Raw genomic sequence first — 19058 nt, 5'->3', positions numbered from 1 at the left:
GCGTCATGCCTGCGACGTTATCGAGGGTTGAGGGTTGGCAAATGGCAGACCAGGGGTCCCGCGAAGCCGGAAATCCGCCGACGGGCGGGGACCGCTTGGAGCGTCACCGTGTGGTGGTGCTGTGACCGCGGCACGCAGGTCCCGTTCGGCTCGCGCACCCCGGCGCGGCGCCGCCGTACCCGGCAGGGTCCTCGCCCTCCTGCGCGTCAAGCACCTGGGCGACTGGCGGCTGCGGAGCCGCATGCTGCTCCTGGTGCTGGTCCCGCTGGTCGCGATCATCCCGCTGGTCGGCGTACGCGTCGTCTCCGAGGTCGGCAACCTGCGCTCCGCGGCCCGCGTCCAGGGCCAGGCGCAGCTCGCCCGCCAGATATCCACCCTGGTCAGCGCCCTGGACGACGAACGCGACCGCACCGAGGTCGCGCTGCGCGGCCCGGGCGCGGCGAAGGACCAGGACCTGGCGGCGGCGCAGAAGGCGACCGACGTCCAGGTACGGGAGTTCGGCGCGAGCCTGCGCGGTCACCAGGACAGCGTCGACGCCCTGCCGGCCGCGGTGCGGCAGCTCGGCGCGCACGGCGAGGCACGGCTCGGCGATCTGAGCCCGCTGCGAGCCTCCGCACGCGGCCTCGCCGCCGGCGCCGGCACCCCGACCTTCAGCGCGTACAGCACGATCATCGACGACCTGCTGGACTTCAGCGAGCAGCTCGCCGCCGTCACCTCCGACCACGCCCTCGGCAGCCTGGTCGCCACGCTCGCCTCGATCGAGCAGATCGAGCAGCAGACGTCCAGCGAGCGCGGCTACCTCGTCGACGTGCTGGACAGCGGCGACTTCACGCTGGAGCAGAAGGAGGACATCGAGCAGGCGCAGTTCGAGACGGCCGCCGAGTCCCTCGCCAACAACGCCCCGACCTCGCTGCTGAACCTCTACCAGTCCACGGTCAGCGGCGACAAGGTCGGCGCCGCCGACGGCACCGTCCAGGAGGTCTCCACCGCCGCGCAGGAGGACATCCCCCTGGCGGACCTCGGCATCGGCAAGGCCACCGCGTTCCGGCAGCTCACCGACAAGCTCGACGCGGTGCGGACCGTGGAGCGCCAGGCCGTCGCGGACATGAACCGGCGCGCCTTTGACCTGCTGTCCGCTGTGCGCACCCAGCTCTACGAGAACATCGCGATCATCGTCGTGGTGGTCGCGCTGTCCTTCCTCGGCGCCCTGGTGCTCGCCCGCTCCGTGGTGCGGCCGCTGCGCCGGCTGCGCGCATCCGCGCTGGACGTCGCCGACCACCGACTGCCCGCCGCCGTCCGCCGGCTGCGCGACCTGGCGCCCTCGGACACCGACGAACCGGTGCGGGTCGAGCCGATCGAGGTACGGACCGAGGACGAGGTCGGCCAGGTCGCGCGCGCCTTCGACCGCGTCCACGTCGAGGCGGTCCGGCTCGCCACCGAGCAGGCGCGGATGCGCAGCAACGTCAACGCGATCTTCACCAACCTCTCCCGCCGCAGCGAGAGCCTGGTGCTGCGGCAGCTCCAGCTCATCGACGACCTGGAGAACAGCGAGCAGAACCCGAGCCAGCTGGCGAGCCTGTTCCAGCTCGACCACCTCGCGACCCGGATGCGCCGCAACAACGAGAACCTGCTGGTGCTGGCCGGTGAGGAGCAGGGCCGCCGCTGGCACGAGCCGGTGTCGCTGATCGACCTGGTCCGCGCCGCCACCGCCGAGGTCGAGCAGTACGAACGCGTGGTGCTCTACGAGCTGCCGGACGTCGCGGTGGCCGGCCACGCCGCGACCGACGTCGTCCACCTGCTCGCCGAACTCATCGAGAACGCCACCTCGTTCTCCGGCCCCGAGACCCAGGTGCTGGTCGGCGCGAAGTTCCTCACCTCCGGCGACGTCGTCCTGGACGTCGCGGACGCGGGCATCGGCATACGCCCGGAGGAACTGGACCGGATCAACCGCCGGCTCGCCGAGCCGCCCCTGCTCGACGTGGCGACCTCCCGCCGGATGGGCCTGTTCGTCGTCGGGCGGCTGGCCGCCAAGTACGGCATCCAGGTACGGCTGACCAGCTCCGGCCGGACCGGCCTCAACGCCCTCATCCGGGTGCCGCCCGCCCTGCTGGTCTCCCCGGACCAGGGGGGCGCCGACGCGGCACCGGCGTTCGGCCGGCCGGCGCCGCAGCCCGGCAGGCAGGACGATGCCCGCGAACCCGTCGGCGCGTACCGCTCCGCGGCGGCGGGGCCGGCCGGAGGTTCGGGCTTCGGCCCGGACTTCGGCCCGGACTTCGGCCCTGACTTCGGCCCGGGGTCGATGCCGTCGCCGGGTACGGGCCAGGGCCGGCCCCGCGGCGCAAGCGACCCGCACTACGACCAGGCACCCGCCGGACGCCACTCCGGCCCGCCCGACGGCGGCTTCCCCTGGTTCAACGACCCGGAGCCGGCCCCCGGGCAGCCCGGCCACGCGTTCTCCTGGTTCGCCCAGCAACTCGACGAGCACCCGCCCCCGCCGGACCCGCCCCACCCCGCGCAGCCGCAGGCACACCCCCACCCGCAGCCGCCGGACGCGCCCCAGCCACTGCCCCCGCGGGACGCCCACCAGGCGCCCTCCTGGGCGCGCCCCGACCGCACCCCGCACGCCGCTCCGGGCGACCCGGGCCGCCCGCCGAGCGCGGGCCCGACCGCCCAGGGCCTGCCCCGGCGCGTGCCGTTCGGCAACCTCGCCCCCGGCACGGCCGCTGACCCCCGCCCCGCACCCGGGAACCCGGCCCCCCACGTCCCGGCTCCCCACGTCCCGGCCGCGCCCCGCCAGGCCGACCTGATGCGGGAGCGGCTGTCGAGCTTCCGCCAGGGCGTCCGGCGCGGCAAGGACGGGACGGAACGCGGCGGCGGACCGGGCCGGTCACCGGGCGGAACGGGTCCGGTATGAACCGGACGCCCGCCCCTCCGCCCGCGGCCGCGCCGCACGACGCCCCCAGCAGCATAGGAAGCAGCCCCAGCCATGAGCGATCCGAGCACCGAAGTACGGAACCTGAACTGGCTCATCGCCAACTTCGTCAAGCAGGTGCCGGGAGTCGCCCACGCCGTGGTCGTCTCCTCGGACGGCGTCCAGCTCCTCGCCTCGGCCTCCATGCCCAAGGACCGCGGCGACCAACTCGCCGCCATGGCCTCGGGCCTGGCCAGCCTCACGCAGGGCGCGGCCCAGCTCTTCGACGCCGGCGCGGTCACCCAGACCGTGGTGGACATGCTGAACGGCTTCCTCTTCCTCACGTCGATCAGCGACGGCTCGATCCTGGCGGTGCTCGCCGCGCCCACCTGCGACATGAAGGTCGTCGGTTACGAGATGACACTGCTGGTCGAACGGGCCGGCGACGTGCTCACCCCCGACGTGCGCCGGGAGTTGCAGAGCGCGCTGGCCGGCTGAGGCCCCGCGCGGCCCGCCGGCCGACCCACCCCCGGAAGGACGTGTGCTCGTGAGCGAGGACCGCAGGCGCAACTCGTCGCCCTTCGTACGGCCCTACGCCGTCACCCGCGGGCGTACGGCGGCCCGGACCGACTTCGCGCTGGAGGCGCTGGTCGGCACCACCGCGCACGCCTGGGAGAGGGGGGTACGGCTCTTCCCCGAGCAGCAGGCGATCTGTCGGCTGTGCGTGAACCTGACGTCGGTGGCCGAGATCTCCGCGCTGCTGAACATCCCGCTCGGCGTCACCCGTGTGCTCGTCGGCGACCTGGCCGAGGGCGGCTTCGTCATCGTCCAGCAGCCGGGCTACGCGGGTGGGCGGCCGGACGTCACCCTGCTGGAACGGGTGCTCACGGGGCTGCGCGGCCTGTGAACCGCCGCCCGGCGGCAACCGGGTGAGCGCCCGCCCGTCCCCCGACCCGCGTCCCCCCACAACCCACGGAAGTGCCATGACCGACCAGCCCGGCCTCGCGGTGTCCTTCGGCGCCGCGGCACAGGACTACGACCGCTACCGCATGGGCCCGCCCGCGCAGGCGCTGGACTGGCTGCTGCCCGCCGGCCGCCCCGACGTGCTCGATTTGGGCGCCGGCACCGGCCTGCTGACCCGTCAACTCGCCGACCGCGCCGGGCGGGTGGTCGCGGTCGAACCCGACGCCCGGATGCGCGAGGTGCTGGCCGGGAACTGCCCGGGCGCGGACGTCCTCGACGGGACCGGCGAGCACATCCCGCTGCCCGCCGCCCACGTCGACGCCGTCACCGTCTCCGCGGCCTGGCACTGGATGGACCCAGCCGCCGCCCTCCCGGAGATCGCCCGGGTGCTCAGGCCGGGCGGCACCTTCGGCATCCTCTACACCCGGCGCGACCGGCGGGTGCCCTGGCTCGACGCCCTCGACGGGTACGTCCACGACGAGATGGGCACCGACGACCGGATCGGGGACCTCATCACGCGGATGAACAGCGGACCCTGGCTGCCCGCCGGCGCGCCCTTCACCGAGCCGCGCACCCACACCGTCACCTGGACCGCCGAGGCGACCACCGAGGAGGTCGCCGCCATGTTCGCCACCTACAGCAGGTTCATCGCGCTGCCCGCCGACCGCAGACGCGAACTCACCGCCCGGATCGAGGCGAAGGTCCGCGCCACCGCGGAGTTCGGGGACGGCCGCGTCCGCCTGCCCATGGCCTGCTACCTCTGGCGCGCGCGGCGCGCCGGCTGACCCGGCCCGGCCCGGGGCCCTCGACGCCCCGGGCCGGACACGGCACCTCACACGCGCCAGGCGAGGAGGGGACCTACGAAGCCGCCGCCCGCACCGCCGAAGCCACCGGGTCGCGCCCCGCGACCAGCTCCAGCGTCAGCCCGGCCGTCTCCGGCGCCGTCAGCAACTCCGCCAGCACCGCCGCCACGTCGTCCCGCGGCACCGAACCCCGCCCGGTCGAGGGCGCGAGGTGCACCTTCCCCGTGCCACTGTCGTTCGTCAGGGCACCCGGGCGCAGGATCGTCCACGCCAGCGCGTCCCGCGCCCGCACCGCGTCGTCCGCCTCGCCCTTCGCCCGCAGATACGCCGTGAAGACCGGGTCCCGCCCCTCCGCCGCCGCGTCCGCGCCCATCGACGAGACCACCAGGAAGCGCCGTACCCCGGCCCGTTCGGCCGCGTCCGCGAGCAGCACCGCCGCGCCCCGGTCCACGGTCTGCTTGCGCGCAGCCCCCGAACCGGCGCCCGCGCCCGCCGCGAACACCGCCGCGTCGGCGCCCGCCAGCACCTCCGCCACCTGCTCCACCGTCGCCGACTCCAGGTCCAGCACGACCGGTTCGGCACCCGCCGCCCGCAGGTCGTCCGCCTGGGCGGGGTCGCGGATCAGCCCCACCGCGCTGTCCCCGCGCCCGCTCAGCAGCTTCTCCAGCCGCAGCGCGATCTGTCCGTGTCCACCAGCGATCACCGTACGCATGCCCCGACGCTACGCCTGGCGGTGCGCCTGGCGCGGGAGGTCGAAGGCCGCGTCGCCCGCCGAGTCGCAGTACTCGCGCACCGCGCTGGTCCGCGAGACCACCCGGCCGCGGTGGATCACGATCCGGCTGTAGGCCAGCGAGAGCACCCCGGCCAGGCTCTCCCCGCGCACCGCGAGCAACTCCGCCGGGAAACCCGCCTCGACGCGCACCTCCGGCAGCCCGAGCACCGCCCGCGCCTCCGCGCTGACCAGGTCGTAGGCGAGCAGGGGAGCGCACTCGCCGTGCGAGGCTAGCAGGAACGCCGCCTCCAACGGGTCGCCGCGGCCGACCGGGTTGGCCAGGTCGCACAGCGCGCCGCTGCCCGCGGTCACCCGCACCCCGGCCGCGCGCAGCGCGCGTACCGCGGTCAGCGGCGCCAGCGGGCGGACGGCGGCGGCCGCGTAGGCCGCGGGGGTGGCCGGCGCGGGCGAGCCGCGGTCCAGCGCGCCGCAGCCGCCCTGCGGGAGCGCGACCACCGAGACGCCCGCCGCGGCCAGTCGGTCCGCGGTGCGCGCCACCCCGTCCGGGCCCTGCACGGCCAGCCGGTGGCAGGGGCCGAGGGTGACCCCGGGCCGCAGCCCGCCGGCCATCGCGGCGAGCCGGGCCATCCGCGCCGGGTCGTCGGCGGCGGTGTGCAGGTCCACCGGCAGCCCGAACTCGGCGGCCAGCGTGAGCACCGCCTCGATGTAGCCGCTCGGGTCCGGATCGAGGTCGGGGCAGCCGCCCACCGCCGAGGCGCCCATCTTCAGCGCGTCCCGCAGCATCGCCAGGCCGTCCGCGCCCGCCGCCCCGGTCAGCACCCGCGGCACGGCCACCGCCTGCACCTCCAGCAGCCCGCGCAGCGACTGCCGCGCCTGGAGCACCGCCTCCAGCGAGCGCAGCCCGCGTACGTCGCCGATCCGTACGTGGCTGCGCACCGCGGTGGCGCCGTGGCCGAGTTGGAGGAGCGCGGCCTCGGTGGCGCGGCGCTGCACGTCCTCGGTGTCGCCCGCGGGCGGGCCGCCGGCGGTGAGCGCGAAGTCCAGGTGCGCGTGCGGTTCGGCGGGAGCGGGCAGCAGGAGGTAGCCGCGCAGGTCGATCCGGGTACCGCGGTCGGCACGGTCGGCGCGGTCGGTCCGGCCGGCCCGCTCGCGGTCGCCCGGGCCCGCGGTCCGTTCGCCGCCGCCGCCACCGCCCCCGCGGTCCGCGGGCAGCGCGAGGCTTCCCGCGGTGCCCACCGCCTCGATCCGCGCGCCGCTCAACCGGACGTCGACGGCCCGGCCGTCGGTGAGGCGGGCGCCGCACAGCAGCAGGGTGGCGGTCTCCGCGGTGGTGCCGCGAGAGCTGTCGGTCATCGCGCTCCTCCGGTACGGGCTCTACGGACGGTGGGAGGCAGGATCACGGGACAGGAACGGGATCACGGGACAGGAAGCAGGAGAAGCACGGCGCCCGGAGGCGGACGGCCACCCGTGGTTCACCAGGGGCGCGCACGGTGGATGGCCGGAAGCGGGACGTACGGCGCGATCACGCGGTTCAGAGCCTAGGGCGCCCGGTGCCGAGGTCCCGGGAGGAGCGCATTAGTCGTACCGGCAGGGGTCGCGGTGGGGTCGTGGCGGACCCGCGGCGCCCTTGGGTACGGGCCGGCCCACGCGGCGCCGACAGGCCCCGGGGGAGCCGCGGTTCGGGTGTCCGCCAGGTCCGATGTGCCCCGCCGGATACGGATTTCACGTATCGCTGCGGAGCGTGTAATGTCTTCCTCGCTCGCCCCAATAGCTCAGTCGGTAGAGCGTCTCCATGGTAAGGAGAAGGTCTACGGTTCGATTCCGTATTGGGGCTCTGATGGATCGGTCCCCCGTCGCCACGACGGGGGTCAGTCCGTCGAGGCGGCGTAGCTCAGTCGGTAGAGCAAGCGGCTCATAATCGCTGTGTCACCGGTTCAAGTCCGGTCGCCGCTACTCTCCGTAGCCGATTGCGGGTTCGGTCCCTCGATCGGCTACTCTTTCTGTGTTCATCACACCCGTTCGTCAAGGAGCACTCACGTGGCCGCCACCGACGTCCGCCCTAAGATCACGCTGGCCTGCGTGGAGTGCAAGGAGCGGAACTACATCACCAAGAAGAACCGGCGCAACGACCCGGACCGTCTTGAGATGAAGAAGCACTGCCCCCGCTGCAACGCGCACACCGCGCACCGCGAGACCCGCTGACGCTGTCGGCGGCCCCGCGTGCCGCCCGGCCGGGACCGTACCCGACGCAACGCCGGAGCCCCAGGGTTCCGACGCACTGTGGCGCCGTGTCCCACGCCGGCAGCTGACCGGACTGTGTCGGCACCGTCCGGCTGAAGCCCTACCGTGAGGCCGCTCCCGTACCCCGGGGGCGGCCTCATCGCATGTCCGAGCCGCGCGGTCCGCGCCGGCCCGCCCGCACCCGGAGGTTCACGATGGCCCTCGACCCGTCCTTCGTCGGGCGGAGCTATCCGCCCGGCAGCGCCTACGAGGTCGGCCGGGAGAAGATCCGCGAGTTCGCCGAGGCGATCGGCGACCCGAACCCGGTGTACGTCGACGCCGACGCGGCCAAGGCGCTCGGGTACCCCGACGTGATCGCGCCGCCGACCTTCCCCTTCGCGATCAGCTACAAGGCGGCCGGCCTGGTGATCCAGGACCCCGAACTGGGCCTCGACTACAGCCGGGTGGTCCACGGCGACCAGCGCTTCACCTACACCCGCCCGGTGCGGGCCGGCGACCGCCTCACGGTCACCTCCACGATCGACTCGATCAAGTCCCTCGCGGGCAACGAGGTGCTGGAGATCCGCGGGGAGATCCACGACGAGTCCGGCGAGCACGTGGTCACCGCGCTGACCAAGCTGGTGGCCCGCCCGATCGAGGCGGCCGACGCGGGTGACGTGAAGAGCCCCGCCGGTGACGCAAAGGCCGCTGCCGGCGCCGCGAGCAGCAACGACACGAGCGGGGACGGCCGATGACCGCGGCAATCGCGTACGACGACGTCGAGGTCGGCACCGAGCTGCCCGCACAGGAGTTCCCGGTCGACCGGGCCACCCTCGTGCAGTACGCCGGCGCCTCGGGCGACTTCAACCCGATCCACTGGAACGAGCGGTTCGCCCGCGAGGTCGGCCTGCCCGACGTCATCGCGCACGGCATGTTCACGATGGCGGTCGCCATCCGCGTGGTCACCGACTGGACGGTGGACCCCGCAGCCGTCGAGGAGTACGGCGTCCGCTTCACCCGGCCCGTCGTGGTGCCCGACGACGGCGTCGGCGCCACCGTGCACGTCTCCGCGAAGGTCGCCGCCAAGCTCGACGACCACCGCGTGCGGGTGGACCTCCTCGCCACCAGCCAGGGCCAGAAGGTGCTGGGCATGTCCCGCGCCGTCGTCAGGCTCGCCTGAGTCCGGGTCCGGTCCGCCGCGAGTCTCCTGCTCCCCTTTCGACGGGGCGCGGGGGCCCTCGCGCCGACCGCTCGCCGCCCCGGGCTGCCCCCGGCTGCCCGCCCGGCCCGGCGGGCAGCCAGTCGGCACCGCTGCGGCGGAGACGGTCCAGCCCTCCCGCTTGACCACGTAAGTAATTGACCACTAACTTGACGCCATGGCAAGGATGAGCGCCGAGGAGCGACGCGCCAGCGTCATCACCGTGGCCATGAGCGAGTTCGCCCAGGGCGGCTACAACGGCACGTCCACGGAGGCGATCGCCCGGCGCGTGGGCGTCTCCCAGCCGTACCTGTTCCGCCTCTTCCCCAACAAGCAGGCCATGTTCGTCGCGGCCTGCGAACGCAGCCTCGTCGAGGCCCGCGCGGTCTTCGCCCGGGCCGTCGAGGGCGTGCCCGTCGAGGAGCGCCTGGAAGCGATGGCGTCGGCCTACCAGCGGCTCCTGCGGGAGGACCCGGAGAAGCTGCTGCTCCAGATGCAGATGTACGCGGCGGTCGCGGCCGCCGAGGCCGGCGGGGACCACGAGTTCGGCGCCCCGCTCCGGGTCGCGTGGCAGGAGATGTGGGACGAGGCCCGCGCCGCACTGGGCACGGACGTCGACGAGACGACGGAGTTCTTCGCGTACGGGATGCTGATCAACACCCTGGTCTCCATGGGCTTTCCGGCGTCCCACCGGAGTTGGGAGGGCTTCCATGTGGCCGCCCGCCCCGAGTGACCCGGGGCCGACCCGGCCCGGTGGTCCGCCCCGAGCGGCCTCTTTTTTTGGGCTCGGAACTTAGTGACTGATAACTCACCGAGGTGCCGGCGAGCACCACGAACCAGCAGGGGGTAGCACCGATGAGTACCGAACAGCGGCCACCACGGGACCGGATACCGGCGCCGGCGACGGCGTTCGAGGGGAAGCGGAAGGGACCGGGCGTGGGCTGGGCCCTGGTCATCACGAGCGTGGCGGGTTTCATGGCGGCCCTGGACAACCTGGTGGTCACGACCGCGCTGCCGTCCATCCGCGAGAGCCTGGGCGGCGCACTGTCGGACCTGGAGTGGACGGTCAGCGCCTACACCCTCACCTTCGCGGTGCTGCTGATGTTCGGCGCGGCGCTCGGTGACCGCTTCGGCCGCCGCCGGCTCTTCCTCGTGGGCATCAGCGTCTTCACCGCCGCGTCGGCCGCGGCCGCGCTCTCCTCCGGCATCGGCGAGCTGATCGCCGCGCGGGCCCTGCAAGGCATCGGCGGCGCGATCATGATGCCGCTCACCCTGACCCTGCTGACCGCGGCGGTGCCCAAGGAGAAGCGGGGCATGGCGTACGGGATCTGGGGCGCGGCCAACGGCCTCGCGGTCGCCTGCGGCCCACTGATCGGCGGCAGCCTCACCCAGCACATCTCGTGGCACTGGATCTTCTGGCTCAACGTGCCGATCGGCCTGGCGCTGCTGCCGCTGGCCCGGCTGAAGCTGCGCGAGTCCTCCGCGCCCGACGCCCGGCTGGACTTCCGCGGCACCGCCCTGATCAGCCTCGGCCTGTTCGGCGTCGTCTACGCCCTGGTCAGTGCGACCGACCACGGCTGGAGCAGCGTCCGGGTGCTGTCCGGACTGATCGGCGGCGGCGTTCTGGTGGCGGCGTTCGTCCGGCACGGCTTCACCGCCGCGCGCCCCATGGTGCCGATGCGGATGTTCGCCAACCGGGGCTTCGCGGCGACCAACGCGACCAGCATGCTGATGTTCGTCGGCATGTTCGGCTCGGTCTTCCTGCTCAGCCAGTACCTGCAGACCGTGGCCGGCTACAGCCCCACCGAGGCGGGGCTGCGGATGCTGCCCTGGACCGGTATGCCGATGATCGTGTCGCCGGTCGCCGGCTACCTGTCCGACCGTATCGGCGGCCGGCTCGTGGTCGCCGCCGGGCTGGGCTGCCAGGCCGTCGGGCTCGGCTGGTACGCGGCGCTGATCTCCACCGACCTGTCCTACACCGCGCAGCTGCCCGCGCTGATCATCAGCGGGGTCGGCATGGCGCTGTTCTTCGCCCCGGCCACCAACCTGCTGATGGGCTCGGTGCCGGAGTCGCAGCAGGGCATCGCCTCGGGCACGAACAACGCGTTGCGCGAGGTCGGCGGGGCGCTGGGCATCGCGCTGCTCGGCACCATCTTCTCCTCGCACGGCGGATACCAGTCCCCGGCCGCCTTCGTGGACGGCCTCACCCCGGCGCTGTGGGTGGGCGCGTCGGTCCTGGTGGTCGGGATGGTCGCGGCGCTGTGCAACCCGACGCGGCGCGCCCAGGCCGCGCGGCAGGTGGCGGTGGCGGGGCAGCCGCGGGCGGCCGACGGCGCGCCGGAGACCAGTGCGCGGTAGCGCCCGGGACGGTGGTCCGCCGGGCCGGCGCGTTCCCCGGCCCCCTCGCGGGCGCGGGGAACGTAGGCTTTCCGCGTGGATGTGACCGAGAACGCCGAACTTGCGCCGCTGACCACCTTCCGGCTGGGAGGCCCGGCCCGGCGGCTGGTGACCGCCCGCACCGACGCGGACGTGGTCGCCGCGGTGCGCGCGGCGGACACACGCGGCGAGCCGGTGCTGCTGGTCGGCGGCGGCAGCAACCTGGTGATCGCCGACGAGGGCTTCGACGGCACCGCCGTCCGCATCGCCACCGGCGGGGTCGCGCTGCACGGCAGGACACTGGAGCTGGCGGCCGGCGAGGTCTGGTCCGACGCGGTGGCCCGCACCGTCGAGGCGGGGCTGGCCGGGGTCGAGTGCCTGGCCGGCATCCCCGGCTCGGCCGGCGCCACCCCGATCCAGAACGTCGGGGCGTACGGCCAGGAGGTGTCCGCCACGGTCAGCGAGGTGGTCGCCTACGACCGCAGTCGCGACGAGGTCGTCACCCTGCCGAACGCCGAGTGCGGCTTCGCCTACCGCCACAGCCGGTTCAAGGCCGAACCCGACCGGCACGTGGTGCTGCGGGTGCGGTTCGAGCTGGAGGACGCGGGCGGGCTGTCGGCGCCCCTGAAGTACCCCGAGACGGCCCGGGCGCTCGGTGTCGAGGCCGGCGACCGGGTGCCGCTCGCCGAGGCCCGTACGGCGGTGCTCGCGCTGCGCGCCGGCAAGGGCATGGTGCTGGACGCCGCGGACCACGACACCTGGTCCGCCGGGTCGTTCTTCACCAACCCGGTGCTCAGCGCGGCCGAGCACGCGCGGTTCCTGGTCCGGGTGAAGGAGCACCTCGGCCCGGAGGTCATCCCGCCCGCCTACCCGGCCGACACCGACCATGTGAAGACCTCCGCGGCCTGGCTGATCGACAAGGCCGGCTTCACCAAGGGCTACGGTTCCGGGCCCGCCCGCATCTCCACGAAGCACACCCTCGCCCTGACCAACCGCGGCACCGCCACCACCGCCGACCTCCTCGCCCTCGCCCGCGAGGTCCGCGACGGCGTCCACGCCGCCTTCGGCGTCACCCTCGTCAACGAACCGGTCTTCGTGGGCACGGCCCTGTAGCTAGGGCGCCGCCCAGGCGGTGATGTCGGCGAGGAGGCGGTCGCGGACCTCCTTGGGGGCGCGGGAGGCGCGGACGGACTGCCGGGCCAGCTCCGCCAGTTCGAGGTCGGAGAACCCGTGGGCGTCCCGCGCGATCTCGTACTGGGCGGCCAGCCGCGCGCCGAACAGCAGCGGGTCGTCGGCGCCGAGCGCCATCGGCACCCCGGCGTCCCACAGCGTCCGCAGCGGCACGTCCTCGGGTTTGTCGTAGACGCCGAGCGCGACGTTCGACGCCGGGCAGACCTCGCAAGTGACCTCGGAGTCCGCCAGGCGCCGCAGCAGGTAGGGGTCCTCGGCGGCGCGCACCCCGTGCCCGACCCGCTGGGCGTGCAGGTCGTCCAGGCAGTCGCGGACGCTCGACGGCCCGGCCAGCTCGCCGCCGTGCGGGGCCGCGAGCAGCCCGCCCTCGCGGGCGATCGCGAACGCCCGGTCGAAGTCCCGCGCCAGCCCGCGCCGTTCGTCGTTGGACAGCCCGAAGCCGATCACCCCCTGGTCGGCGTACCGGACCGCGAGCCGGGCCAGGGTGCGGGCGTCCAGCGGGTGCTTCATCCGGTTCGCGGCCACGATCACGGCCATGCCCACGCCGGTGTCGCGCGAGGCGCTGCGCACCGCGTCGAGGATGATCTCCAGCGTGGGGATCAGCCCGCCCAGCCGGGGCGCGTACGAGGTCGGGTCGACCTGGATCTCCAGCCAGCCGGAGCCGTCGGCGGCGTCCTCCTCGGCGGCCTCCCGGACCAGCCGCTGGATGTCCTCGGGGGTGCGCAGGCACGAGCGGGCGATGTCGTAGAGCCGCTGGAAGCGGAACCAGCCGCGCTCGTCGGTGGCACGCAGTTTCGGGGGCTCACCCGAGGTCAGCGCCTCGGGCAGCCGCACCCCGTGCCTGTCGGCCAGTTCCAGCAGAGTCGCGGGCCGCATGGACCCGGTGAAGTGCAGATGCAGATGTGCTTTGGGCAGCTCGCGGATCTCGCGCGCCGTCGTCCCTACCTCGCGTGCCATCTATAGATCCTGCTACAGGTCGGCCCCCGCCCGGTACCACTTTCACCGAACGGGGGCTTGCCCGAAAGGGCGGTCGGCCGTACAAGGCGGCCGGAGCGTCCTAGGCGGTGGCCTCCGCGAGCAGCTTCTGGAGCCGCGAGACGCCCTCGACCAGGTCCTCGTCGCCCAGCGCGTAGCTCAGCCGCAGGTAGCCGGGTGTGCCGAACGCCTCACCGGGCACCACCGCGACCTCGGCCTCGTCGAGGATGAGCGCGGCCAGCTCGACCGAGTTCTGCGGGCGCCTGCCGCGGATCTCCCTGCCCAGCAGCGCCTTCACCGACGGGTAGACGTAGAACGCGCCCTCGGGGACCGGGCAGACCACGCCGTCGATCTCGTTGAGCATGCGGACGATCGTCTGCCGGCGGCGGTCGAAGGCGGCGCGCATCTCCGCGACCGCGGACAGGTCGCCGCTGACCGCGGCGAGCGCGGCCGCCTGCGCCACGTTGTTGACGTTGGAGGTGGCGTGCGACTGGAGGTTGGTGGCCGCCTTGACGATGTCCTTGGGGCCGATGATCCACCCGACCCGCCAGCCGGTCATCGCGTAGGTCTTCGCGACGCCGTTGACCACCAGGCACTTGTCGCGCAGCTCGGGCACGACCGCGGGCAGCGAGGTGAAGGCCGCGTCGCCGTAGACCAGGTGCTCGTAGATCTCGTCGGTGAGCACCCACAGGCCGTGCTCGACCGCCCAGCGGCCGATCGCCTCGGTCTCGGCCGGGCCGTAGACCGCGCCGGTCGGGTTGGACGGGGAGACGAAGAGCACCACCTTGGTGCGCTCGGTGCGGGCCGCCTCCAGCTGCTCGACCGACACCCGGTAGCCGGTGGTCTCGTCGGCGACGACCTCGACCGGCACGCCGCCGGCGAGCCGGATCGACTCCGGGTAGGTGGTCCAGTACGGCGCGGGCACGATGACCTCGTCGCCCGGGTCGAGGACCGCGGCGAACGCCTCGTAGATCGCCTGCTTCCCGCCGTTGGTGACCAGGACCTGCGAGGCGTCCACCTCGTAGCCGGAGTCGCGGAGCGTCTTGGCGGCGATGGCGGCCTTCAGCTCGGGCAGGCCGCCGGCCGGCGTGTAGCGGTGGAACTTCGGGTTCCGGCAGGCTTCCACGGCCGCGTCGACGATGTAGTCGGGGGTGGGGAAGTCGGGCTCGCCGGCACCGAAGCCGATCACCGGGCGCCCGGCCGCCTTGAGGGCCTTGGCCTTGGCGTCCACGGCCAGCGTCGCGGACTCGGAGATCGCCCCGATACGGGCCGATACCCGCCGGTCGGTAGCAGACTGTGCGGAGGGAGTGGCTGCGCTCATGGGTGCATCGTCCCATTCCCCGGGCGGCCCCGGCACCCGAGTTCACCGGGCCGGTTTTGATCTTTCGCGTGCAAGGCGTTCGACGGGGCGGCCCGGACCACGTACACTCATCGGTCGTGGCCCTCCTGTCGTACCGTTGCGGTACGTTGGGGGTGTCTACGTAGGGTCGTAGCTCAATTGGCAGAGCACTGGTCTCCAAAACCAGGGGTTGTGGGTTCGAGTCCCTCCGACCCTGCTCCACACGTCCGACGGTGGGCGTGGGCGCAGGTAGCAGACAGAAGCACTCGCCGTACCGCGCGACGGGCGCGGCATGGCCACGACCCGGAGTCAGGTGAGGACGAGTGACTGAGATCACGGACTCCGTTGAGGTCCCTGCTGAGGACGACAAGGAGACCGGCAAGAAGCCCCGCCGCGGTGGTAAGCGCGGCAAGAAGGGCCCGCTCGGTCGTCTCGCGCTCTTCTACCGTCAGATCGTCGCCGAACTGCGCAAGGTCGTCTGGCCGAGCCGCAATGACCTGTCGACGTACACCACTGTGGTGATTGTGTTCGTTGTCGTCGTCATCGCGTTCGTCAGCGTGGTTGACTACGGTTTCGAGAAGCTTGTCTCGTACGTCTTCGGATGAGCCTTCGCTCGAACCCGCGGCCCGCGCCGGTGTGCTCGGCGGCGAGCCGTATGTCCCACCCTTTGAGAAGTCAGGAAGAGCAGTCACGTGTCTGACCCCAACGCGCACGATGCCGACGTCACCGACGAGTCCGCGGCGGACGAGGAGTCCGCGCTCGACATCGTCGACGCTGCTGACGGCGACATCGACGAGGCCGAGGCTGCGGACCTGGCCGAGGGGGAGCCGGCGGAGCAGGAAGCCGTGCACACCGAGGACGCCGACGGCGCCGACAGCGCCGACGATGTAGCGGACACCGACGAGGCCGCGGACGAGGAAGCCGCTGACGACGAGGCGGCGGACGAGACCGCGGGCGACGAGGCCGCGGAGGACGCCGACGAGGCCGATGAGGCCGAGGCCCCGGCAGCCGAGCCGGTCGACGCGGTCGCCGCGTTCCGCGAGGAGCTGCGCACCCTGCCCGGCGAGTGGTACGTCATCCACACCTACGCCGGCTACGAGAACCGCGTGAAGTCCAACCTGGAGCAGCGCGCCGTCTCGCTCAACGTCGAGGAGTACATCTACCAGGCCGAAGTGCCCCAGGAAGAAGTAGTCCAGATCAAGAACGGCGACCGGAAGACCATCCGGCAGAACAAGCTCCCGGGCTATGTGCTGGTCCGCATGGACCTCACCAACGAGTCCTGGGGCGTCGTCCGCAACACCCCGGGTGTCACCGGCTTCGTCGGCAACGCCTACGACCCCTACCCGCTGACGCTGGACGAGATCGTCAAGATGCTCGCCCCCGAGGTGGAGGCCGCGGCCGAGGCCGCCGCGATCGCCGAGGGCACGGCCCAGCCGCGCAAGGTCGAGGTCCAGGTGCTCGACTTCGAGGTCGGCGACTCGGTCACCGTCACCGACGGCCCCTTCGCCACCCTCCAGGCGACGATCAACGAGATCAACCCGGACTCCAAGAAGGTCAAGGGCCTGGTGGAGATCTTCGGCCGCGAGACCCCGGTCGAGCTGAGCTTCGACCAGATCCAGAAGAACTAGGTTCCACGGGGACGCGGTTCCCCGGCTTCCCAAGAAGCCCCCGGTCGGCGGTTCTCCCGTCGGCCGGGGGCTCTTGCGTGTGCTGGGGGTGCGGGTCAGGACGCGTCGGTCGTCAGGACCGGCAGGTAGCCCTTGGAGTGGCCGGTGGCGGTGGGGTGGTAGGACTCCCAGGTCGGGCTGATGACCAGGGAGTGCAGGTAGTCGTCGCCGGAGCACAGCTCGTGGCCGCTGAACGTGGTGCGCACGTCGCCGAAGGTGAAGCCGTGCGCGGAGGCGCGGGCCGAGATGACCGAGTCGATCAGGTCGGCAGCCTCGTTGAGCTTGTTGTGCTTGGTCGAACTGAGGCCGAGGCAGAGCGTGTTGAGCTTGTACAGGTGCGGGTAGTCCAGCACGACGACCTTCGCTGAGGGCGCCTTGGAGTGGACCGCGTTGTACACCGCGTCCAGCCGGGCCGGAAGGGTGTTCGTGATGTACGACTCGGCGGTGTTGACCCGGCTGACGCAGGTGTCGTCGGAGCCGGTGACGCAGGTGGTGATCACGTCGGAGAAGCCCGCGTCGTCGCCGCCGACGGTGAGGCTCACCAGGCCGGTGGACGAGTTCAGCGCGCTGAGCTGGTTGTTGATCACGTCCGTGGTCACCGCGCCGGAGCACGCGGCGAACGTGAACGAGGAGGGGCTGTGCGCGCTGGCCCACAGGGCCGGGTACGCGCTGTTGCTGCGGTGGCAGTCACCGCTGGAACTGATGTAGTTGCCGGCCCCGTTGCCGGCTGCGTACGAGTCGCCCAGCGCGACGTACGCCGGCCCGGCGGCTTGTGCCGGAGCCGCCAGCAACATCGCTGTCACCAGGGCGAACCCCGTGGCGGCAAGAGCGGTAAGGGACTTTGTGAGTCTCACGAAACCTCCAAGGGCGGGATCGCTGCGTCACCTTGGTACCGCGCGGTAGCTTCCCTTGGGAAGTGTCCATGCCAAGAATTCTCCACGCGTAGACCTGAGTGTCAGTCAGTGGTACCCAGGAATCAGGTGTGTTGGACAGCGACACGTGAGACACCCCGGGGCGCACTGGCGTGCCGAGGGGTTGTGCGGGGGTGAACGGCCGTCCGGCCACGGCGTGGAGCCGTCGTTCAGCCGCAACGGGTGAGTTCCAGGACGAGTTGGGAGGCCAGGAACCAGGGCGCCGCCTCCCGGTCGCCGTACGGCATGTACGTGTCCGCGGAGTTGACCAGACCGCGGGTGGGGGAGGGCGTGACGAACCCGCCGAACACGCCCCAGACGCGGGGCTTGCGGGAGTGCACGAAGAGCGGTGCCGCGAGGTGCGGGCAGTGCCGTACGGCAACCTTGGCGAGGGGCCGCAGACCGGCGGCTTCGTGGTCAACGTCCCTTCCAGATCCTCCGTTTCGCCTCCATCCGGCATCAGGAAGAGCCAGCCCTTGGCGCTGCGGTCGGCCGGCTTCCCGCACACCTGGCACAACTTGCAGAGTGCGGCGACGCGTTGGCGGTGGGAGCTCATGGCCCGGTAGTCGGGCCGCCCGACCCCCACCGCCTCGCCCATCCGGGCCCACAGCACCCCGTGCCCGTCCCGGTCCGCCGCCACCTCGTCCTCGACGGTTCCTTCGAGGAGTGGGGCGCCGGATCAAGTGGCCTTCCACCAGGGCTGATTGCCCGACGGCCCCTCAATCGTCCAGTCCCGGAAATCCTGCACGCAAGCTTCTTCGTAAATTTCGCCCACGATGGCATATGTGCTGTCGTACGCTTGGAGTGACGGAGCGCGGACTGTCCGTTAAACGCTCGGGGCTCTCGCGTCGAGCTCGTGGACTCGGTACACGGGGAGGCAGACTCATGGCGGCACCGACTTCCTCGCGGAGATCCACCGGGACTCCCTCAACCGCGGTTGGTGGTCGCAGTACCGCAGCGTGATGCCGTCAGGCATGGCGATGTACGTCGGTCTGGAGACGGGCGCCCGTGCGATCCGTGCGTCGCACCCGAGCGTGGTGGTCGGCCTTCTCCAGATCGAGCGCTACGTTCGGGAGATGCTCCAAGTCGCAAAGCCTGTCGAGGAGCACACCACGGAGTTGGTGGAGCGCCACATCCAGCTACGGATGGAGCGGAAGGAACGGCTCACGACCATGGAGGGGCGTCTGGAGCTGTGGGCGATCCTCGATGAGGCGGCACTGCGTCGCAGGATCGGCAGTCCGGACGTCATGCGTGAGCAGTACGAGGAAATCATCCGCCTGACGAAGCTCGATAATGTGACAGTCCAGGTTTTGCCGATGGACGGCGAGACGTACAGGTCCAGCTTCAACTTCAACCTGCTGGAGTTCGAGTCCCCGCAGCTCACGGTCGTCCAGACCGACGGGCCCGAAGGGTCGAACGTCAGCGACAAGGACACCACCATCTGGGCGTTCACTCGCCGGTTCGACGCACTGCGGGCAGGAGCCCTGGCGCCGGGCGAGACCCCGACCTTCCTGCACCGACTAGCCGGAGAGATCTGATCCACATGACGCACCGCACGGCTCCTGACCTTGTGGCCGAAGACGCCTGGTTCAAGTCGTCGTACAGCCAGGAGAACGGCACCAATTGTGTCGAGGTCGCCGATCTGACCCCCACCGGGCAGGTGGCCGTGCGGGACTCGAAGGACAAGGCGGGCCCGGCGCTGGTGTTCCCGGCGGACTCGTTCGCCCAATTCGTGGCGGCTGTGCGCGGGGGCCGTTTCGACGGGTGAGCC

At 72.3% G+C, this 19058-nt stretch carries 20 protein-coding genes and 3 tRNA genes; 17 read left to right on the top strand and 6 right to left on the bottom strand.

The window, feature by feature from the left end; all coding sequences use genetic code 11:
- Positions 1–121: 121 nt before the first annotated feature.
- The 4 genes from WA788_RS17600 to WA788_RS17585 all read left to right on the top strand — a co-directional run bounded on the left by WA788_RS17600 (position 122) and on the right by WA788_RS17585 (position 4659).
- On the top strand, positions 122–2914 hold the full coding sequence (locus WA788_RS17600) for a sensor histidine kinase (RefSeq protein WP_335978329.1): 2793 nt from the start codon (positions 122–124) through the stop codon (positions 2912–2914).
- Between the two features lie 72 nt (positions 2915–2986).
- Entirely contained in the window at positions 2987–3409 is a 423-nt protein-coding gene (locus tag WA788_RS17595) for a roadblock/LC7 domain-containing protein (RefSeq protein ID WP_335978327.1), read from the top strand.
- 49 nt (positions 3410–3458) lie between these two features.
- Entirely contained in the window at positions 3459–3818 is a 360-nt protein-coding gene (locus WA788_RS17590; RefSeq protein WP_335978325.1) for a DUF742 domain-containing protein, read from the top strand.
- 76 nt (positions 3819–3894) lie between these two features.
- The gene (locus tag WA788_RS17585; protein ID WP_335978323.1) at positions 3895–4659 is read left to right on the top strand and encodes a class I SAM-dependent methyltransferase; all 765 of its coding nucleotides are present in this window, start codon (positions 3895–3897) and stop codon (positions 4657–4659) included.
- Positions 4660–4732: 73 nt separating this feature from the next.
- On the opposite strand, the gene WA788_RS17580 is transcribed toward WA788_RS17585, so the two are convergent.
- Both WA788_RS17580 and WA788_RS17575 read right to left on the bottom strand, forming a co-directional pair.
- Positions 4733–5389 carry an NAD(P)H-binding protein gene (locus tag WA788_RS17580; RefSeq protein WP_335978322.1) on the bottom strand — a complete coding sequence of 219 codons (657 nt, stop codon included), beginning with the start codon at positions 5387–5389 and terminating at the stop codon, positions 4733–4735.
- A 9-nt stretch (positions 5390–5398) separates the two neighbouring features.
- Entirely contained in the window at positions 5399–6763 is a 1365-nt protein-coding gene (locus WA788_RS17575; protein ID WP_335978321.1) for an amidohydrolase family protein, read from the bottom strand.
- 408 nt (positions 6764–7171) lie between these two features.
- Here WA788_RS17575 and WA788_RS17570 point away from each other — a divergent pair.
- The 8 genes from WA788_RS17570 (at position 7172) to WA788_RS17535 (ending at position 12317) form a co-directional block, all read left to right on the top strand.
- A tRNA-Thr gene (locus WA788_RS17570) sits at positions 7172–7244 on the top strand.
- Positions 7245–7290: 46 nt separating this feature from the next.
- A tRNA-Met gene (locus WA788_RS17565) sits at positions 7291–7363 on the top strand.
- An 84-nt stretch (positions 7364–7447) separates the two neighbouring features.
- Complete coding sequence (gene rpmG, locus WA788_RS17560) at positions 7448–7612, top strand: 50S ribosomal protein L33 (protein WP_004571794.1); 165 nt, start codon at positions 7448–7450, stop codon at positions 7610–7612.
- 233 nt (positions 7613–7845) lie between these two features.
- Entirely contained in the window at positions 7846–8385 is a 540-nt protein-coding gene (locus WA788_RS17555) for a MaoC family dehydratase N-terminal domain-containing protein (protein ID WP_443034051.1), read from the top strand.
- Positions 8382–8810 (top strand): MaoC family dehydratase, encoded by a 429-nt coding sequence (locus WA788_RS17550; protein WP_335978316.1) that lies wholly within the window; start codon positions 8382–8384, stop codon positions 8808–8810. The genes WA788_RS17555 and WA788_RS17550 overlap by 4 nt, the downstream gene beginning before the upstream one ends.
- A 205-nt stretch (positions 8811–9015) precedes the next feature.
- On the top strand, positions 9016–9561 hold the full coding sequence (locus tag WA788_RS17545) for a TetR/AcrR family transcriptional regulator (protein WP_335978533.1): 546 nt from the start codon (positions 9016–9018) through the stop codon (positions 9559–9561).
- Between the two features lie 242 nt (positions 9562–9803).
- Positions 9804–11186: a DHA2 family efflux MFS transporter permease subunit gene (locus WA788_RS17540; RefSeq protein WP_443034054.1), complete on the top strand. Its 1383-nt coding sequence runs from the start codon at positions 9804–9806 to the stop codon at positions 11184–11186.
- A 75-nt stretch (positions 11187–11261) separates the two neighbouring features.
- Complete coding sequence (locus WA788_RS17535) at positions 11262–12317, top strand: UDP-N-acetylmuramate dehydrogenase (protein ID WP_335978312.1); 1056 nt, start codon at positions 11262–11264, stop codon at positions 12315–12317.
- On the opposite strand, the gene WA788_RS17530 is transcribed toward WA788_RS17535, so the two are convergent.
- Both WA788_RS17530 and WA788_RS17525 read right to left on the bottom strand, forming a co-directional pair.
- Positions 12318–13352 carry an adenosine deaminase gene (locus WA788_RS17530; RefSeq protein WP_335978310.1) on the bottom strand — a complete coding sequence of 345 codons (1035 nt, stop codon included), beginning with the start codon at positions 13350–13352 and terminating at the stop codon, positions 12318–12320.
- A gap of 100 nt (positions 13353–13452) precedes the next feature.
- Positions 13453–14691: a pyridoxal phosphate-dependent aminotransferase gene (locus WA788_RS17525; protein WP_335978308.1), complete on the bottom strand. Its 1239-nt coding sequence runs from the start codon at positions 14689–14691 to the stop codon at positions 13453–13455.
- 162 nt (positions 14692–14853) lie between these two features.
- On the opposite strand from WA788_RS17525, the gene WA788_RS17520 reads away from it, so the two are divergent.
- From WA788_RS17520 to nusG, 3 genes are all read left to right on the top strand, one after another.
- Positions 14854–14926, top strand: a tRNA-Trp gene (locus tag WA788_RS17520).
- A gap of 106 nt (positions 14927–15032) precedes the next feature.
- A complete protein-coding gene (gene secE / locus WA788_RS17515; protein WP_335978306.1) occupies positions 15033–15314 on the top strand; it encodes a preprotein translocase subunit SecE in 282 nt (93 codons plus the stop codon).
- 87 nt (positions 15315–15401) lie between these two features.
- Positions 15402–16337, top strand: a complete 936-nt coding sequence (gene nusG, locus WA788_RS17510; RefSeq protein ID WP_335978305.1) for a transcription termination/antitermination protein NusG — start codon at positions 15402–15404, stop codon at positions 16335–16337.
- A gap of 95 nt (positions 16338–16432) precedes the next feature.
- On the opposite strand, the gene WA788_RS17505 is transcribed toward nusG, so the two are convergent.
- Together WA788_RS17505 and WA788_RS17500 are read right to left on the bottom strand one after the other, a co-directional pair.
- Positions 16433–17170, bottom strand: a complete 738-nt coding sequence (locus WA788_RS17505; protein WP_335978531.1) for an SGNH/GDSL hydrolase family protein — start codon at positions 17168–17170, stop codon at positions 16433–16435.
- Positions 17171–17457: 287 nt separating this feature from the next.
- Complete coding sequence (locus WA788_RS17500; protein WP_335978303.1) at positions 17458–17628, bottom strand: hypothetical protein; 171 nt, start codon at positions 17626–17628, stop codon at positions 17458–17460.
- 633 nt (positions 17629–18261) lie between these two features.
- Here WA788_RS17500 and WA788_RS17495 point away from each other — a divergent pair.
- Both WA788_RS17495 and WA788_RS17490 read left to right on the top strand, forming a co-directional pair.
- On the top strand, positions 18262–18825 hold the full coding sequence (locus WA788_RS17495; protein WP_335978301.1) for a DUF5753 domain-containing protein: 564 nt from the start codon (positions 18262–18264) through the stop codon (positions 18823–18825).
- Positions 18826–18830: 5 nt separating this feature from the next.
- Positions 18831–19055 (top strand): DUF397 domain-containing protein, encoded by a 225-nt coding sequence (locus tag WA788_RS17490; RefSeq protein WP_335978300.1) that lies wholly within the window; start codon positions 18831–18833, stop codon positions 19053–19055.
- Positions 19056–19058 lie beyond the last annotated feature (3 nt).

This window comes from Streptomyces sp. CA2R106 (assembly GCF_037034245.1).
In the GTDB taxonomy this organism is placed as follows: Bacteria; Actinomycetota; Actinomycetes; order Streptomycetales; family Streptomycetaceae; genus Actinacidiphila.
The sequence above is the reverse complement of the archived record's forward strand: the minus strand, read 5'-3'. Positions and strand labels throughout refer to the sequence as shown.

Excerpts from the sequence above, each read along its gene's own strand:
- WA788_RS17595 (WP_335978327.1), top strand. The coding sequence starts at position 2,987 with ATGAGCGATCCGAGCACCGAAGTACGGAACCTGAACTGGCTCATCGCC.
- WA788_RS17585 (WP_335978323.1), top strand. The coding sequence starts at position 3,895 with ATGACCGACCAGCCCGGCCTCGCGGTGTCCTTCGGCGCCGCGGCACAG.
- WA788_RS17580 (WP_335978322.1), bottom strand. The coding sequence starts at position 5,389 with ATGCGTACGGTGATCGCTGGTGGACACGGACAGATCGCGCTGCGGCTG.
- WA788_RS17575 (WP_335978321.1), bottom strand. The coding sequence starts at position 6,763 with ATGACCGACAGCTCTCGCGGCACCACCGCGGAGACCGCCACCCTGCTG.
- WA788_RS17555 (WP_443034051.1), top strand. The coding sequence starts at position 7,846 with ATGGCCCTCGACCCGTCCTTCGTCGGGCGGAGCTATCCGCCCGGCAGC.
- WA788_RS17550 (WP_335978316.1), top strand. The coding sequence starts at position 8,382 with ATGACCGCGGCAATCGCGTACGACGACGTCGAGGTCGGCACCGAGCTG.
- WA788_RS17545 (WP_335978533.1), top strand. The coding sequence starts at position 9,016 with ATGAGCGCCGAGGAGCGACGCGCCAGCGTCATCACCGTGGCCATGAGC.
- WA788_RS17540 (WP_443034054.1), top strand. The coding sequence starts at position 9,804 with ATGGCGGCCCTGGACAACCTGGTGGTCACGACCGCGCTGCCGTCCATC.
- WA788_RS17530 (WP_335978310.1), bottom strand. The coding sequence starts at position 13,352 with ATGGCACGCGAGGTAGGGACGACGGCGCGCGAGATCCGCGAGCTGCCC.
- WA788_RS17525 (WP_335978308.1), bottom strand. The coding sequence starts at position 14,691 with ATGAGCGCAGCCACTCCCTCCGCACAGTCTGCTACCGACCGGCGGGTA.
- WA788_RS17505 (WP_335978531.1), bottom strand. The coding sequence starts at position 17,170 with ATGTTGCTGGCGGCTCCGGCACAAGCCGCCGGGCCGGCGTACGTCGCG.
- WA788_RS17495 (WP_335978301.1), top strand. The coding sequence starts at position 18,262 with ATGGCGATGTACGTCGGTCTGGAGACGGGCGCCCGTGCGATCCGTGCG.
- WA788_RS17490 (WP_335978300.1), top strand. The coding sequence starts at position 18,831 with ATGACGCACCGCACGGCTCCTGACCTTGTGGCCGAAGACGCCTGGTTC.